The following is a 15000-nucleotide window of genomic DNA, read 5'->3' as shown; positions in this document are numbered from 1 at the left end:
TCTGTCATTAACTATTTTTAATCTAAAATTTTACTCATATAGAATTCATCAATGTATTTTCCATCAACACACATAGCCTCACGACGAACGCCTTCTATTGTGAATCCATGTTTTTGAAAAAGGGCAATCGCAGCATAGTTATTAATCATTACCGTTAATTCTAACCGTTTTACTGCTTTTTCTTTTGCCCATCTTTCTAATTCCTCAAAAAGTTGAGAACCAATTCCTTGGTGTTGAAATTCTTCAATTATTCCTACAACAACATAAGCCGTATTTCTAATTCGATTAGCGTTTCCTCTTTTGGCTGACAGAAATCCAACAAATTTCCCATCAACATCAGCACCAACTAAAAAATCAAAACGTGAAATTCGACCAATTGTTCGGCTAAAATCAAATCTTCGCTCCTCTGGTTCAAGCATCATGAACTTACTTTCTGTATCTAATTGCTTTTGGACATCCCAGAAAAGTCTTGCATCACAGAGGTCTATTCGTCTTATTCTCATCATTCATCATCCAATCTCGTCATTGATACTGTTGTACGCACCTGTGAAATTAGGCGCATTTTATGATTCCATAATTCTTGTGACAAATCTACTGGGTAAGGTTGAGGATTCAAATCACGTTTATATTCATCCCAAAGTTCCTCAAGGTTTTCACGAGCAAATTCTTTAATTTCTTGCAAGCTTGGTAATTCATATATCAATTCACCATCCACAAAAATATCTTTCAAAAGTGGATTGGCATTGAAGTCTCGCACATTTTTATTGATGTAGGTATAAAGTGGGTGGAACATATAAATTTCTTCTGAGACATCCGGCCGTTCATCAGAAAATGTAATATAATCCCCCTCTGATTTGCCATCTGCCTTTTTGGTGATTCGCCAAACTTGTTTTTTACCTGGTGTAGAAACTTTTTCAGCATTACTTGAAAGTTTAATGGTATCCTGCATTTGACCACTTTCATCTTCCATAGATACTAATTTATAAACTGCACCAAGCGCTGGCTGATCATAAGCCGTAATTAATTTAGTTCCTACTCCCCAAACATCAATTTTTGCTTTTTGCATTTTTAAACTTAAAATTGTGTTTTCATCTAAATCATTTGAAGCGTAGATTTTTGCATCAGTAAATCCTGCTTCATCAAGTTGCTGACGAACTTTTTTCGAGATATAGGCCATATCTCCAGAATCAATTCGTACACCTTGGAAATTAATTTTATCGCCAAATTCACGCGCCACTTTAATCGCTGAAGGAACTCCAACTCTTAAAGTATCATAAGTATCAACAAGGAAGACACAATCTTTATGTGTCTGTGCATATGCTTTAAAAGCCTCATAATCATTTCCATAAGATTGAACTAAAGCATGAGCATGTGTTCCACTAGCCTTCAAACCAAAGATTTTAGCTGCACGAACATTTGATGTTGCATCAGCACCACCAATGACTGCTGCTCGTGTTCCCCAGATGGCTGCATCCATTTCTTGAGCTCGTCTTGTCCCAAATTCCAACAAAGGGTCATCCCCAATTACAGATTTGATACGAGCAGCTTTAGTAGCAATCAAAGTTTGAAAATTTATAATATTAAGGATAGCTGTTTCGACCAACTGACATTCCGCAAGCGAACCTTCAACTTGCACTAAAGGTTCATTAGCAAAAGCAAGTTGTCCTTCTTGCATCGCTCTAACTGTTCCAGTAAAACGCAATTCTTTTAAATAATTTAGAAAATCTTCCGGATAATCTAATTCACGCAAATAGGCAATATCTGTTTCCGAGAATTTAAGATTCTTTAAGTAATCAACCATTCTTTCTAAACCAGCAAAAACAGCATAACCATTTTTAAAGGGCATCTCACGGAAAAAAACCTCAAAGACCGCCTGACGCTGATGTCGTCCAAGCTCAAAGTAAGTTTGCATCATATTAATTTGATATAAGTCCGTATGTAATGTAAGACTGTCGTCTTGATATAGATGTGGCATAATTTTTTCTCCCATATTCACTTCCGCTAATCATACCGATTTTAACGCAATTCTAATCTTTATTTTATCAAATTTTGCCCTAAATTTGTACTGGGAACCCTTTATAATTATACAATAAATTATAATTTAAATTTTGCCATGTATTTTATATAAAACTAGTCTCAATTTTTGCTCCACTTATGTTTTTTGTACTACAATGGAAGTAATGGAGAAAGGAGAGGATTATGATTAGTTATTTAAAGAAACTACTTAAACAAAATGATAGTGTAAAAATCCACTTAATAGACGGAAGTGTCGTCTCTGCCTTACATTTCAAGAAAGGTTACAGCAACGGAAATTGCCTTGTAATTGATGAGGATAACACCGAGCATTATATTAACAGTAGATACATTGTCCAAATCGAATCTTAAAATAAAGAACTCCCTTGAGGAGTTTTTCTTTAGTCTCATAGATTGCGACAAGCTATGGTACAATATAAAATGACTGATTCAAAATATTGGTAGATTAAATAATTTCAAAAATTAAGGAGAAAGCCCCCTTATGGATAAAGGGAACAGAAAAAAAGTAGGTCTATTAGGAGGAAATTTTAATCCAATTCATCATGCTCATTTAATGATGGCTGACCAAGTTGCCCAACAAATGAATTTGGATAAGGTATTACTAATGCCTGAAAATATTCCACCTCATGTCGATGAAAAAGAAACCATTTCTGCAAAACATCGAGTTAAAATGCTTGAGTTAGCAATCAAAGAAAATCCTAGACTCGGTCTTGAGTTGATTGAAATTGAACGTGGTGGAAAATCTTACAGTTATGACACGCTCAAACTCCTGACTGAAGCTAATCCTGATACCGATTATTATTTCATTATTGGTAGCGACATGGTGGAATATCTTCCCAAATGGTACAAAATTGATGAACTCCTAAAACTTGTGACATTCATTGCCTTAAGAAGAACGGATACAATCTCCAAAAGTCCTTATCCTGTTACTTGGCTTGATGCTCCCTTGTTACCAATTTCTAGTACAATGCTAAGGGAAATGTTTGCCAAAAATATTGAACCCACTTACTTCTTACCTCAAAACGTTATTGATTACATTAAAACTGAAAAATTATATAAAAAAAGATGACCCAGAGAGGTCGTCTTTTTGTTTAAACTTCCAAATTTAGAACTTCTTGCGCATAAATGGATGAATTTCCATTCAAAACGTAGGCAATTGTCATAATTGGTAGGATATATTGAACCGAACCAAAGCCAAAGACCTCCGCAGCAATAAAAATTGGCCCAAAATAAGAGTTTGTTGCGGCTGAAAAAATTGAAACATAACCCGCAGCAGCCACAAATTCGACAGGTAAACCAAAGAGCATAGCCAAAGCTGCACCCAATGTTGAACCAATAGCAAAGAGTGGTGTGACTTCCCCACCTTGGAAGCCAGCAGAAATTGATAAAACCGTAAAGATTAATTTTAATATCCAATCATATCCATTGATATGTCCACCATTAAAACTTAAAGAAATCAAATTTGTCCCAAGACCAGCATAACGGTCCAAATGAATAACAAGTAAACCAATTGAGATGACAATTCCCATCAAAATAATTCTATAATAAGGATTAACAATTCTTTTAGCGACGGTTGCTTTCATAAAAGCTAAAGATTCCGCAAAAAATCTTCCTACAAGTCCAAAACAAACGGCAATGACAGCCAATTTTAAAAGAACCAAAGGGTCAATATGAATGTTAGTATTGATTGCGAAAGAAAATTTTTCTAATCCCAAACTGCTTGAAGTCCAACTTGCAACATATGAACCAACCAAAGCTGGGATTAAAGCTCTATACTCAATTTTACCCAACATTAAAATTTCAATAGCAAAGAAAGTTGCCGCGATTGGCGTTTGAAAGAGCCCTGCAAAACCAGCAGCCATACCAGTAATCAAAAGTATTTTTTTAGCTTCTTTTGCTGAGAGTTTTTTACCAATCGCATGTCCAATCACACCACCAATTTGAACTGCAACTCCTTCACGACCAACACTGGCACCAAACAAATGAGAAAGCCAAGTCGAGAAAACAATCAGCGGAACAAGACGTTTTGGAATATCTTCTCGCCCATGATTCCCCGCTTCAAAAATTAGGCCAATTCCTTTTTGGCTGTCTTTACCAAAATTCTTATAAATATAAACGATTAAGAGACCAGCTAAGGTTAAAAATGGAATTAAATATAGGGCATGACTATCTCTAAATTCAGTAATATAGATAAGCCCTCGACCAAATATAGCATCAACAATACCAATCAATCCCCCAATAATTACAGCTAAGAAGACATATAAAATTGCGCTTCTTGAAATTCCTACTTTAAAAAAATTCATTTTTGAAACTCCTTGTTTGTGAGTTTAACTCACTTTATAATACTTTACAAAACAAAAGGCGCTACAAACAAGACTACTTGGAGATAGCCTTTTGTTTGTAGGCGCCATTAGTTTTAAGATTTTATTCTTAAAGCGGTTTCGGGTGTGCACCATACCCATCATTTATTAATATTTATTTTAACATTTTATGAAATATTTGCAAGAAAAAGCTCAGTCGCGCATCCCATTCTTACGTTGAATTTCTTTAAGTTTATCCGGAGTAACATCTTCTCCTGTTTTTTCATCAATAACTTTGATGGTTTCAACTTGTGAGCGGAAATTTGCTTTAACACTATCGAGGTAAGCACGACGTAAAAGGGCTTGTTCTTCAAGCTCAGCTTCTGATAATCCTTCTGCTTTCTTCTTACGCGCTAATTCATTAATACGTTCTACTTGTTCATTTGTAATTGCCATTTCTTAGTTCCTTTCTTCATGAATATTTTTAAAATTACTGACAGAACTCAAATTTTACTGACAGCTTTTTAGAGTCATAAATAAACTTTCTGTCAGTAAATTTATCAATTTTATTTTGTATTAATCAAAGAAAAATCAGCCATAACGCTTGTTAATGCAACAACTTCTGACAACAACGCAATACGATTATCACGAACTGCTAAATCTTCAGCCATTACCATTACACTTTCAAAGAAAGTTTCAATTGCAGGTGCAAGTGAATGAACAATTGCTCTGAATTTTTCTTCACCAGGCATATAAGTCCATTGATTTTGAAGAGAAATAACAACATTATAAAGTGCTTCTTCTGCATCTTCTTCAAAAAGTGTTGGATTTATTTCTTTAATATCTTTTGCTTTTTTAACCAAATTAATTGAACGTGAAACATTTTCAATTGCTGGTTTAAAAGGTTCGTGAAGTTTGTGGCCATCAATGACAAAAGCTGATTCCATCATGTTTGTAATATCAAAGCTTGAACTATTAATTGCCGCTTCAACAATATCATGACGATCGAGTTTTTCAAGCAAGAGTTTTTGAATACGTGCTTTGACAAAATCCAAAATTTCAAGATGATTTTCACCTTCAAATTGGTCGATAAATAAAGATAAATCGAAATGCCAATTCATTTTTTCAATAATACGAATCAAGCCTTGTACTGCTCGACGTAGGGCATAAGGGTCATTTGAACCAGAAGGAATTAAACCAACATTAAAGAAAGAGAGGACTGAATCAATTTTATCAGCTGCTGCAAGCACTGAACCGACTTTTGTTTCAGGCAATTCTCCCTCGGCTGAAGTTGGCATATAATGTTCACGAATTGCTGCAGAAACATTTGCATTTTCACCAGCTAAAAGTGCATATTTTTCACCCATTACCCCTTGTAATTCATCAAATTCTCCAACCATTCCTGTCAAAAGGTCAAATTTATAAATTTCAGCACTACGAGCAACGTCTCTTTTTTCTTCATCTGTCAAACCAGCAATATCAGCTAATTTAGCGGCTATTTCTTTTGTTCGTGCCATGTGTTCAGTAATTGAACCAATTTTAGCATGGAAAGTTACTTTAGCAAGTTTAGCGACCAAATCTTCAATTTTAAGTTTTTGGTCTTCTTTCCAGAAAAACTCTGCATCTTCAAGACGAGCAACCAAAACTTTTTCATTTCCGAGCACTACATTTTCAATATTTTCAGCGTTCCCATTACGGACAGAGATAAAGTTTGGTGCGAGTTGACCTTCTTGGTTATAAACTTCAAAATAACGTTGATTATCACGCATTGATGTCACTAAAACTTCTGCTGGAACAGAAAGATATTTAGGATCAAATGAACCAACAAAGGCAGTTGGATATTCAACAATATTATTTACTTCTTCTAATAAATCTTTATGCAAAGTAACTTGCCATTTATTTTCAGACGCAAGAGCCAAAATTTGAGCTGAAATTTCTGCTTTACGATGTTCAGCATCAACTAAAACAAAGTTTTCTGGCATTTTGCTAGCATAATCATTTGCATTTTTGAGTTCAACCTCAACATTTGCCAAGAAACGATGGCCCCGTGAAAAACGATTTGCTGTTACATCTAATAAATCAAAAGCAACAACTTTATCTTCTAGAAGTGAAACAATCCATTGAATTGGACGAACAAAGAGAAAATCATTATTTCCCCATTTCATATAAGTTGAGAATGTCATTTTTGCGATGACTTCATCGCCAACTTTAGACAGAATTTCTTCTGCTTTTACTCCGTCAATATGTTTTTTAGCATAATAATAATCACCCTTAAGGATTAAATCATCTGGAGTAGCTCCTTGTCCTCTTGAGAAACCTTGAATCGCTTTTGACCAATTTCCTTGCGCATCTTTAGCAATTTTAGCAGATGGACCTTTAACTTCTTCATCAATCGCTTCTGACGCTTCTGCCAAACCTTCAACAATGATTGCTAAGCGACGTGGAGTTGAAAATTTAATAATTTTATCAAATTCTAAACGATTTTCCTTAAGAAAAGTTTCCACTCTTTCGGATAATTGATTGATTGAAGGAGTCACCAAATGTGCTGGAATTTCTTCCAAACCAATTTCAAGTAAGTAATTTGTCATTATTTTTCTTCTCCTTCTACAATCTTAGTATATTTTCCTTTTTTACCAAGGTATTTTTCACGTAAAGCTTCGTCTTTTAAGAGCGGGAAACCAAGTTTTGCACGTTCTTCAATAAAAGTTTTTGCTACCTTACGTGCCATTGTACGAACTCTATGCATATAGCCTGCACGCTCAGTTACAGAAACTGCTCCACGTGCATCAAGTAAATTGAAAGTATGTGAAGATTTCAAAATATAATCATAAGCTGGGTGAACCAAGCCTTTATCTAATAAATCAAGCGCTTCTTGTTCATATTCTCCAAAAAGTTTAAGTAAAAGCTCTTGGTTTGATTCTTCAAAGGCAAATTTAGAATGTTCGTATTCAGGTTCTTTGAAAATATCACCGTAAGCTACGCCATTCCCCCATTCAAGGTCATAAACAGAATCAACCTCTTGAATAACTGTCGCAATACGTTCCAAACCATAAGTGATTTCTGAAGTTACGGAATCAACTTCAATTCCTCCGACTTGTTGGAAATAAGTAAATTGAGTACATTCTTGCCCATCAATCCAAACTTCCCATCCAATACCGGCACATCCCATTGAAGGATTTTCCCAGTTATCTTCAACAAAGCGGATATCATGCTCTAAAGCATCAATTCCAAGTTCAGCTAAACTTTGAAGATAAAGTTCTTGGATATTTTTTGGAGATGGTTTTAATACAACTTGGAACTGGTGGTGTTGGAACAAACGATTTGGGTTTTCACCATAACGACCGTCAGCAGGACGACGTGAAGGTTGCACATAAGCGGCTCCCCAAGGTTCAGGTCCGTTTGAACGCAAGAAAGTGTAAGGGCTCATTGTTCCTGCTCCTACTTCATTATCATAAGCTTGCATCAAGTTTGCCCCTTGTTTAGACCAAAAGCCTTGTAGGGTCAAGATAATATCTTGAAATGCTAGTTTTTTATTTGCCATTATTTTCCTCCGAAATTCAAAAAACCGCAATTCACACACTCATCAATCCTCGAAAAAATCCGAAAAGAGACAAAGGGTGCAAATGCACGGTTCCACCTTTATTTTTTACTTTATTTGTGTTCATTACAGTTTTAAGTTAAGCCATTATTGTTCTCGAACTTTCACTATCTTCGAGTCGCTACCTATAAATTCTAGCTCTATTTTTCCATTTTGTCAAGGCAAAATAAACTGATGACCTTACTTCTATCTTATTTGGTATCAATTTTCTGGTTTATCCATTATATTCAAATATAATTATTTTCTTGAATAAAAAGTAAATTGCCTTCGTTATCAATATTGATTTCAGATTCTATAAGAGAATAGTTATCAGTTTCAGATTGAATAATGAGTGTATTTCCGCATTTTTCAACTTTTTTTCCTGATGTCCCTACGTGTTTATCGATAATAATATCAATTTCTAAAAATTCTTGAGCTAACATTTGGTTCATTTCTTCTCCAAGTTGACTTAATAAAATAATAACATCAACTTCAAGTTTTTTTAATCTTTTAACTATAAAATCTGCCTTATCAAAAGGGTTAGAAAAAATAGTCTCCGCACTCGGATGTGAGCGATAAACAATATCCATTGTTGTCAAACCAAATATTCCTATTTTCCTACCTGATGCTGTATTTTTAAGAAGATAAGGAACAAATTTTCCTTCTTTTACTAAAGGATTTAAAAGTTTATCATTTTCAAAATTAACATTAGCGGCTAAAATTGGAAAATTTATTTTATTTAAATTTTCCACTATTCCTTTTGAACCCTCATCAAATTGATGACTTCCCAATGTCGTCGCATCAAAAGGAAAGGTATTCAGGAGGTTTTGTTCATCATTTTTGTGCCCAATGTTATTAAAAATGCTATTTCCATCTCCCAAAACTAAAGTTTCTATGACTCTTTTTTTATTCTTTTCTTTGATTTTATTAATTAAAGAAAAATCCTTATCAAGGGTGAGATGAGTATTATTTACATGTAAAATGCTAAGTTTCATTATCACAACCAAACCTATATATAGTATTTAATATCTATATTTTATCACAAAAAACACAATATATTGTGTTTTAAACTTTTTTTAAAAAATAAAAAGATGACTCGCGTCATCTTTTTAATGATTTCGATTATAAATCACACTCGAAATAAAGGAAAGAATAATGAATACAGCTCCTAGAAGTCCTGTAACAACCTCACCAATCTCCCATTTGATACTTGCTAAAATTAAAAATGCAAGCGTGAGAATGGCCCAATGTGCTCCGTGTTCAAGATATACAAGGTCATTCAATGTTCCTTTTTGAACAAGATAAAGTGTAAGACTTCTTACAAACATCGCTCCAATCACACCTAATCCTAAAAGAATGATAATCGGGTCTGCTGTAATTGCAAAGGCACCTATTACCCCATCAAAACTAAACGAAGCATCTATTACTTCCAAATATAAGAATAAAGCAAGTCCAGCCTTACCAGTCGCAACCACACTACTTGTTGTATTTGCAGCCTTGCTATGACTCATAGTTTCTCCAAAACCGTCAACAAGCATGAAAGTTAGGATTCCTAAAATTCCAGCAAATAAAACAGCGTGAGCATCTTTAGCAATAAATTCCGATGTGATTAAAAGCAAAATAATCGAAATAATTGCATTTGCTGCCGGAAAATTTCCAATTTTTTGAAGGATTTTCTCTGGTATTTTAAGCCACGTATGTGCCCGTTCATCAAAGAAAAATCCTAAGGCTAGCATCAATAGAAACATTCCACCGAAAGCTGCGATTTGTGGATGAGCGTGGTGCAAAATATAACCATAGGTTCCTACTGTATTGGGATTTCCTTTTTCTAAGGCCAATTTTAAAGCACTGATAGGGTCAATTTGAGCTGACACTCCAACAATCAAGAGTGGAAAAATCAAACGCATTCCAACGACTGCAATCAAAACTCCTAAGGTTAAGAAAGCCTTTTGCCATGCAGAACTCATTCGTTCGAGAATACGTGCATTCACAATAGCGTTATCCATAGATAAGGAAATTTCTAGAACAGCAAGAATAAGCGTGATAAAAAGTCCATTCCACCCAGCATAAATAAATGCGATAATTAGGGCAATTAAACTAACAATAAATGAGCCTCTGAATATTTTCATAGGTCTCCTCTTCTAAAATAATCTTCTTATCTATTCTAACATACTTTTTAGCCTCTCACTGTGCCTAGAACTATGCTTTGCCTGATAAAGATTATCGTAAAAATGAGCAAAATCGTAAAAGAAATTGTCAAAACAAGGTCCACTTTTGCTTTTGAAAAGACTTTTATGAGTAAATAATAGAAACTTATTCCAAGCAAGGCTCCAAGTGAATTAGTGATGAGGTCAGTAATATCCGTTGCACCAATGGCAAGAAGATATTGTAGACTTTCAAATGAAAAACTTAATAAAATGGAAATTGCCAATTTATTTAAAAAGGAGATTTTTGGTGCATTCATAGTCAATAAAATACCAAAAGGAATAAAAGCTAGAATGTTAAATAAAACTTCACGACGACCGCCGGACATGGCTAAAGGTGTCAAATTAAGACTTCTTGTATTCGTCATTTCAAGAAAAGCAAGGGGATGAAAAGAAAGTTTAAATAATACCAGCCAAATCAGTCCCAATATATAAATGAAAAATAAAAGCTGTGCTAATTTTTTTGTCATTTTTCTCCTTTCTTAAGAAAATAGGTTTTCGATTGTTGTTCTTTTAGTATTTTAACTGATTTAACTTAAACAGAAACCTTTATCAGTTATGATATAAATAAAAAGGGAATTTTCCCTTTTTAAAATCAATATTTTATGACAGAACTTCAACTTCTACTTGTTGACTGTCCCCTTTTTTCATGCTTATTTTTCCATTAAAAGTTTCTGTCAGTAAATTCATGACTTCGTCAACCTTTTCTTCATCAATAAAACATTTTACTTTGATATCCGACAAAAATTCACTATCCGAAATTTTGATTTTTTGGTCAATTAAAAAACGCTGTAAGCTGTCATAGAGGCTGTAATCAAGATTTAAAATAAGCTCACGTTGGTTGATAAATTCAACTAAACCAACAGCTTCGATGGCATGATTTACACTGCCCGCATAAGCACGAATTAAACCACCAGCACCTAATTTTATTCCACCAAAATACCGAGTAACAACGGCACAAACATTGATTATTTCTTTTTTCTTAAAAATTTCAAGCATCGGAACACCAGCAGTCCCTGACGGCTCTCCATCATCACTTGTTCGTTGAATTTCTTGACGGTCACCTAATGTATAGGCCGAGCAGTTATGATTGGCTTTCCAGTGTTCTTTTTTGATTTTCGCAATAAAATCACGCGCTTCTTCTTCAGATGAAATTCTTTTCAAATGGCAAATAAATCGTGATTTTTTGATTTCCTCTTCATTGATAAAATCAGTTTTTATAGTGATAGTCATGCTACTGATTTTAACAAATTTTGTTACATTTTAACAGCATTTTCGTATAGAATAGTATGAGCACTAATCAAGAAAAGTTATTTGGCCGTTTATTATTAAAAAATGATATTTTACAACTTATAAAAAGTACTGACAAGATTTCTGTCAGTAAAATTTTTAGTAATTTTTTGATAGAAACAACGGTAAAATCAATTTTGGGGATGACTTCAATTACTTCCAATAAAATAAAATGCAACCGCTGTGGGACTTTTCATATAAAAAATGCTGTCAAACTTCCAATTGGTGCATTTTACTGTCCAAGTTGTATTCAATTAGGTCGAGTCCGCTCCGATGAATTCTTGTACTTTCTTCCACAAAAGATTTTCCCAAAGAAATCATATATAAACTGGTCTGGAAAACTGACAGAGAATCAAAAATCAATTTCAAATGCCCTTTGTCAGGAAATTAATTCTCATCAGCAAATAATTGTCCAAGCTGTGACTGGGGCTGGAAAAACTGAAATGATTTATCAAGTCATTGAGCAAATTTTAGAAAAAGGTGGAGTTGTTGGTCTAGCTAGTCCAAGAATTGATGTTTGTCTTGAACTTCATCAGCGATTATCACGTGATTTTTCCTGTAAGATTCCACTCTTATATCATGATGGCGACAGCTATTTCCGAGCTCCATTAATAATAATGACCAGTCATCAGCTTTTACGCTTCAAGGAAGCTTTTGATTTGCTGATTATTGATGAGGTTGATGCCTTTCCCTTTAGAGATAATGAAATGCTTTATTTTGCGGCAGAAAAAGCAAGAAAAATAGAAGGGAATTTAATATATTTGACCGCAACTTCTACTGACAAACTTGAAAAAGATATAAAAAAGCAAAAACTCTATCCTTTGTTTCTGCCGCGTCGTTTTCACAATTTTCCTTTAGTGGTGCCTAAATTTTTTTGGAAAAATAAATTTGATAAGAAATTAATTGAACAAAGAAATAGTGGCTTTCCACTTCTAATTTTTGCTGCTGAAATTGAATCTGGACAAGAATTTGCAAAACAACTACAACTAAAATTTCCTAAAGAAAAAATTGCTTTCGTTGCTTCAACAACAAAAGATAGATTGGAAATTGTTAAAGCTTTTAGAAATAAAGAAATTACTATTTTAATAGCGACATCAATTCTTGAACGGGGAGTCACTTTTCCAAATGTTGATGTTTTTGTCATCAACAGTGAGCACCCAAACTTCACTAAATCTGCACTGATACAAATGGCTGGACGTGTAGGTCGTAGTCCTGAGCGTCCAACAGGCTTAGTTAGTTTTTTTCATTACGGAAAATCCAAAGCAATGTGTCAGGCAGTTAGAGAAATCAAAAAAATGAACCAACTGGGAGGTTTTTCATGATAAAGTGTTTGCTTTGTTCAAGAAATATTGCTCAAAACTTTCTATTTAGTGAACTTTTCCTACTTAAAAGTCCTCAAAATCTTTTATGTTCTCAATGTCAAAAAAATTTTGAAAAAATCCCTGAAGCTCACTGTCCTCGCTGCTGCAAGCCAAACGTCCATGAGATCTGTACTGATTGTCAAAATTGGGAAAAAAGAGGATACAAAATCAGACATCAGGCAATTTTTCACTACAATCAAGCAATGAAAGATTATTTTAGTCTGTATAAATTTGTGGGAGATTATCGATTATACCAAATTTTCGAGCCTTATTTTAAAAATATTTCCCCAAAATTCTCTTTGGTTCCGATTCCTATTTCACCCAAAAGATTAGAGGAACGTGGTTTCAATCAAGTGACTGCTTTTCTTTCACAAGAGAATTTTATTGAACTTCTTGAAAAAGAGAATTCCGTCAAACAATCTAGCCTTAATCGAAAAGAACGATTGGAAAGTCCAAATCCTTTTCGATTAAAAAAAGGGCTAAAAGTCCCTACAAAAGTTATATTAATTGACGATATTTATACAACAGGTACCACCTTATATCACGCATCACAAATTCTAAAAGAAGCTGGTGTTCATGAAATAAGGAGCTTTTCTCTCTGCCGTTAATCATTAAATCAAATAAAAAAAGCCTTTCAGCTTTTTATAAATTCTTAATTTCATCTGACCATTCAATAATTTTTAAATTACTAAATCTTTCTTGCCACCTAGCAACCTTATTTTCATAAAGTATTCGATTATTATCAACATGATAAATTGGCCGAATTGTTTTAGTGAAAATATCTTCTAAGCCATACGGAGCAAAAATTTCAATATTGCCTGAATTACCACTTATGCCTACAGCATGAACCGTAGCAATCCAACGCTCAATCGCATTTTCTATGTTTTTATACGGTGCTTTATTTCCATTATGCCAAAGGTGCATGTATGCTTCATTATGAATATCAAATTGATAGGGAAATTTTTCAGATAAAACTTTTTCTAACTTTTTATCATTTTTAGCAGAGCTGTCAGCAGAAATCTCTTTATCAAAGTACACAATATCAATATCGTGAATTCCTGTCATTAAATTATTTCCGTCAGAATAATTCCAAACCGTTTGAAAGACACTTCCTGCGGCTAGATAATAATTAGGCAAATTTAAGACAGAAACTTCATCCAAAATGGACATCAATTCGGAGTTCTTTTTCAATATTTTTAGAAAATTATTTTTTCTATCCATTTCCGCTTATCCTCTAAAAGAAAAGATGCCAAATTTTAGGTAAAAATACAATCAGACCAACAATCAATGCAAATCCCGAAATAACTAAAACTGCCCCAGCTGCCATATCTTTGGCTCGTTTAGCACGCATATAAAATTGGTAATCTGATGCTAAATCCACCACATTTTCGATAGCAGAATTAAAAAGTTCTGCCATAAAAACTAGAAAAATCGACAACAGTAAAAAGAGCCATTCAAATTCTGAAATTTGAAAAACGAGACCAAAAACAATGGCTAAAAAAGCGGCCAAAGCATGTTTACGCATATTACGTTCTTCTTTAAAAGCTGTCCAAATTCCAGACAGTGCAAAATCTAAACTAGAAAGTAAATTAGGATTTTTCCAACGGGCTCTATCCTCTTGAACAGGTCTTTTCCCATTATTAAAATCCTTTTTCTTAAAGAGTTTTACATCTTTATCTTGTGAGTCCATAGGCAGTTAAAATCTCCTCTTGCAAACCAAACATTTCTGACTCTTCTTCTGGTGTGTAGTGGTCATAACCATTGATATGCAAAAAACCATGAACAGCTAACCAACCATATTCACGTTCAATCGAGTGACCATAATCAGCAGCCTGTTCAGCAGCCTTGTCTATTGAAATAAACAATTCACCAATAAATGGATCCATTTCTTCCAACAGTTCCTCTGGTAATTCCATATCTTCATCAAAGAAAAATTCTGATTCATCAGGTTTGTATTCTAATGAGATAACATCGGTTGGACGGTCAGTTTCGCGATATTGCAAATTCAACTCATGTGAACGAGCATTATCAACAAAAGTTACTGACATTTCTGTTGATTCTTTCAAGTTCAGTTTTTTAGCAGCAAAAGCTAAAACTTCTTTGGTTTGTTCAATAATCTCACTTGGCACTTGGCCTGTTTCATCAACTAATTCTACGTACATTTTTTTCCTTATTTAATGACTGACAATAATTCATAAAATAGCCCTAGGTAGCTCAATATTTTAGCTATTTCT

Annotated in this window: 16 protein-coding genes and 1 riboswitch; of the genes, 3 read left to right on the top strand and 13 right to left on the bottom strand. The window is 34.0% G+C overall.

Features of this window, described 5'->3' with window-relative positions:
- Positions 1 to 17: 17 nt before the first annotated feature.
- Both ACRYLU_RS05350 and ACRYLU_RS05345 read right to left on the bottom strand, forming a co-directional pair.
- A complete protein-coding gene (locus ACRYLU_RS05350; protein ID WP_029343839.1) occupies positions 18 to 506 on the bottom strand; it encodes a GNAT family N-acetyltransferase in 489 nt (162 codons plus the stop codon).
- On the bottom strand, positions 503 to 1975 hold the full coding sequence (locus ACRYLU_RS05345) for a nicotinate phosphoribosyltransferase (protein ID WP_038602853.1): 1473 nt from the start codon (positions 1973 to 1975) through the stop codon (positions 503 to 505). Before ACRYLU_RS05345 ends, ACRYLU_RS05350 begins: the two co-directional genes overlap by 4 nt.
- A gap of 540 nt (positions 1976 to 2515) precedes the next feature.
- On the opposite strand from ACRYLU_RS05345, the gene ACRYLU_RS05340 reads away from it, so the two are divergent.
- On the top strand, positions 2516 to 3103 hold the full coding sequence (locus tag ACRYLU_RS05340) for a nicotinate-nucleotide adenylyltransferase (RefSeq protein ID WP_004255345.1): 588 nt from the start codon (positions 2516 to 2518) through the stop codon (positions 3101 to 3103).
- A gap of 22 nt (positions 3104 to 3125) precedes the next feature.
- Here ACRYLU_RS05340 and ACRYLU_RS05335 read toward each other — a convergent pair whose 3' ends face one another.
- The 8 genes from ACRYLU_RS05335 to ACRYLU_RS05300 all read right to left on the bottom strand — a co-directional run bounded on the left by ACRYLU_RS05335 (position 3126) and on the right by ACRYLU_RS05300 (position 11348).
- Positions 3126 to 4337, bottom strand: coding sequence for a voltage-gated chloride channel family protein (locus tag ACRYLU_RS05335; protein WP_445081335.1), 1212 nt, complete (start codon positions 4335 to 4337; stop codon positions 3126 to 3128).
- A 91-nt stretch (positions 4338 to 4428) separates the two neighbouring features.
- Positions 4429 to 4503, bottom strand: a riboswitch (Fluoride riboswitch).
- Between the two features lie 44 nt (positions 4504 to 4547).
- A complete protein-coding gene (locus ACRYLU_RS05330) occupies positions 4548 to 4790 on the bottom strand; it encodes a DUF896 domain-containing protein (protein WP_004255340.1) in 243 nt (80 codons plus the stop codon).
- A 110-nt stretch (positions 4791 to 4900) separates the two neighbouring features.
- The gene (glyS, locus tag ACRYLU_RS05325; protein ID WP_278216159.1) at positions 4901 to 6922 is read right to left on the bottom strand and encodes a glycine--tRNA ligase subunit beta; all 2022 of its coding nucleotides are present in this window, start codon (positions 6920 to 6922) and stop codon (positions 4901 to 4903) included.
- Positions 6922 to 7875: a glycine--tRNA ligase subunit alpha gene (gene glyQ, locus ACRYLU_RS05320; RefSeq protein WP_003130667.1), complete on the bottom strand. Its 954-nt coding sequence runs from the start codon at positions 7873 to 7875 to the stop codon at positions 6922 to 6924. The genes glyS and glyQ overlap by 1 nt, the downstream gene beginning before the upstream one ends.
- A gap of 284 nt (positions 7876 to 8159) precedes the next feature.
- Positions 8160 to 8906 carry a bifunctional metallophosphatase/5'-nucleotidase gene (locus tag ACRYLU_RS05315; RefSeq protein WP_038601216.1) on the bottom strand — a complete coding sequence of 249 codons (747 nt, stop codon included), beginning with the start codon at positions 8904 to 8906 and terminating at the stop codon, positions 8160 to 8162.
- Between the two features lie 114 nt (positions 8907 to 9020).
- Positions 9021 to 10040 carry a DUF475 domain-containing protein gene (locus ACRYLU_RS05310; protein ID WP_038601219.1) on the bottom strand — a complete coding sequence of 340 codons (1020 nt, stop codon included), beginning with the start codon at positions 10038 to 10040 and terminating at the stop codon, positions 9021 to 9023.
- 47 nt (positions 10041 to 10087) lie between these two features.
- Positions 10088 to 10585 (bottom strand): VanZ family protein, encoded by a 498-nt coding sequence (locus tag ACRYLU_RS05305; RefSeq protein ID WP_260310825.1) that lies wholly within the window; start codon positions 10583 to 10585, stop codon positions 10088 to 10090.
- A gap of 133 nt (positions 10586 to 10718) precedes the next feature.
- Complete coding sequence (locus tag ACRYLU_RS05300; RefSeq protein ID WP_104142149.1) at positions 10719 to 11348, bottom strand: YigZ family protein; 630 nt, start codon at positions 11346 to 11348, stop codon at positions 10719 to 10721.
- 56 nt (positions 11349 to 11404) lie between these two features.
- On the opposite strand from ACRYLU_RS05300, the gene ACRYLU_RS05295 reads away from it, so the two are divergent.
- A complete protein-coding gene (locus ACRYLU_RS05295; protein ID WP_038601228.1) occupies positions 11405 to 12727 on the top strand; it encodes a DEAD/DEAH box helicase in 1323 nt (440 codons plus the stop codon).
- Complete coding sequence (locus tag ACRYLU_RS05290) at positions 12724 to 13374, top strand: ComF family protein (protein WP_058205632.1); 651 nt, start codon at positions 12724 to 12726, stop codon at positions 13372 to 13374. The genes ACRYLU_RS05295 and ACRYLU_RS05290 overlap by 4 nt, the downstream gene beginning before the upstream one ends.
- A gap of 34 nt (positions 13375 to 13408) precedes the next feature.
- Here ACRYLU_RS05290 and ACRYLU_RS05285 read toward each other — a convergent pair whose 3' ends face one another.
- Genes ACRYLU_RS05285 through ybeY form a run of 3 tightly spaced genes read right to left on the bottom strand, consistent with a single transcriptional unit; the run spans position 13409 to position 14928 of the window.
- Positions 13409 to 13987 carry a nucleotidyltransferase family protein gene (locus tag ACRYLU_RS05285; RefSeq protein ID WP_270219906.1) on the bottom strand — a complete coding sequence of 193 codons (579 nt, stop codon included), beginning with the start codon at positions 13985 to 13987 and terminating at the stop codon, positions 13409 to 13411.
- 13 nt (positions 13988 to 14000) lie between these two features.
- Positions 14001 to 14456 carry a diacylglycerol kinase family protein gene (locus ACRYLU_RS05280; RefSeq protein WP_003130653.1) on the bottom strand — a complete coding sequence of 152 codons (456 nt, stop codon included), beginning with the start codon at positions 14454 to 14456 and terminating at the stop codon, positions 14001 to 14003.
- Positions 14440 to 14928: an rRNA maturation RNase YbeY gene (gene ybeY / locus ACRYLU_RS05275; RefSeq protein ID WP_003130652.1), complete on the bottom strand. Its 489-nt coding sequence runs from the start codon at positions 14926 to 14928 to the stop codon at positions 14440 to 14442. Before ybeY ends, ACRYLU_RS05280 begins: the two co-directional genes overlap by 17 nt.
- Positions 14929 to 15000: the final 72 nt, after the last annotated feature.

The sequence above is a fragment of the Lactococcus sp. KTH0-1S genome (assembly GCF_052544945.1).
Note: the sequence above shows the minus strand (reverse complement) of the source record. Positions and strands in the feature narration are given on the sequence as shown.

Excerpts from the sequence above, each read along its gene's own strand:
- ACRYLU_RS05350 (WP_029343839.1), bottom strand. The coding sequence starts at position 506 with ATGATGAGAATAAGACGAATAGACCTCTGTGATGCAAGACTTTTCTGG.
- ACRYLU_RS05345 (WP_038602853.1), bottom strand. The coding sequence starts at position 1,975 with ATGCCACATCTATATCAAGACGACAGTCTTACATTACATACGGACTTA.
- ACRYLU_RS05340 (WP_004255345.1), top strand. The coding sequence starts at position 2,516 with ATGGATAAAGGGAACAGAAAAAAAGTAGGTCTATTAGGAGGAAATTTT.
- ACRYLU_RS05335 (WP_445081335.1), bottom strand. The coding sequence starts at position 4,337 with ATGAATTTTTTTAAAGTAGGAATTTCAAGAAGCGCAATTTTATATGTC.
- ACRYLU_RS05330 (WP_004255340.1), bottom strand. The coding sequence starts at position 4,790 with ATGGCAATTACAAATGAACAAGTAGAACGTATTAATGAATTAGCGCGT.
- glyS (WP_278216159.1), bottom strand. The coding sequence starts at position 6,922 with ATGACAAATTACTTACTTGAAATTGGTTTGGAAGAAATTCCAGCACAT.
- glyQ (WP_003130667.1), bottom strand. The coding sequence starts at position 7,875 with ATGGCAAATAAAAAACTAGCATTTCAAGATATTATCTTGACCCTACAA.
- ACRYLU_RS05315 (WP_038601216.1), bottom strand. The coding sequence starts at position 8,906 with ATGAAACTTAGCATTTTACATGTAAATAATACTCATCTCACCCTTGAT.
- ACRYLU_RS05310 (WP_038601219.1), bottom strand. The coding sequence starts at position 10,040 with ATGAAAATATTCAGAGGCTCATTTATTGTTAGTTTAATTGCCCTAATT.
- ACRYLU_RS05305 (WP_260310825.1), bottom strand. The coding sequence starts at position 10,585 with ATGACAAAAAAATTAGCACAGCTTTTATTTTTCATTTATATATTGGGA.
- ACRYLU_RS05300 (WP_104142149.1), bottom strand. The coding sequence starts at position 11,348 with ATGACTATCACTATAAAAACTGATTTTATCAATGAAGAGGAAATCAAA.
- ACRYLU_RS05295 (WP_038601228.1), top strand. The coding sequence starts at position 11,405 with ATGAGCACTAATCAAGAAAAGTTATTTGGCCGTTTATTATTAAAAAAT.
- ACRYLU_RS05290 (WP_058205632.1), top strand. The coding sequence starts at position 12,724 with ATGATAAAGTGTTTGCTTTGTTCAAGAAATATTGCTCAAAACTTTCTA.
- ACRYLU_RS05285 (WP_270219906.1), bottom strand. The coding sequence starts at position 13,987 with ATGGATAGAAAAAATAATTTTCTAAAAATATTGAAAAAGAACTCCGAA.
- ACRYLU_RS05280 (WP_003130653.1), bottom strand. The coding sequence starts at position 14,456 with ATGGACTCACAAGATAAAGATGTAAAACTCTTTAAGAAAAAGGATTTT.
- ybeY (WP_003130652.1), bottom strand. The coding sequence starts at position 14,928 with ATGTACGTAGAATTAGTTGATGAAACAGGCCAAGTGCCAAGTGAGATT.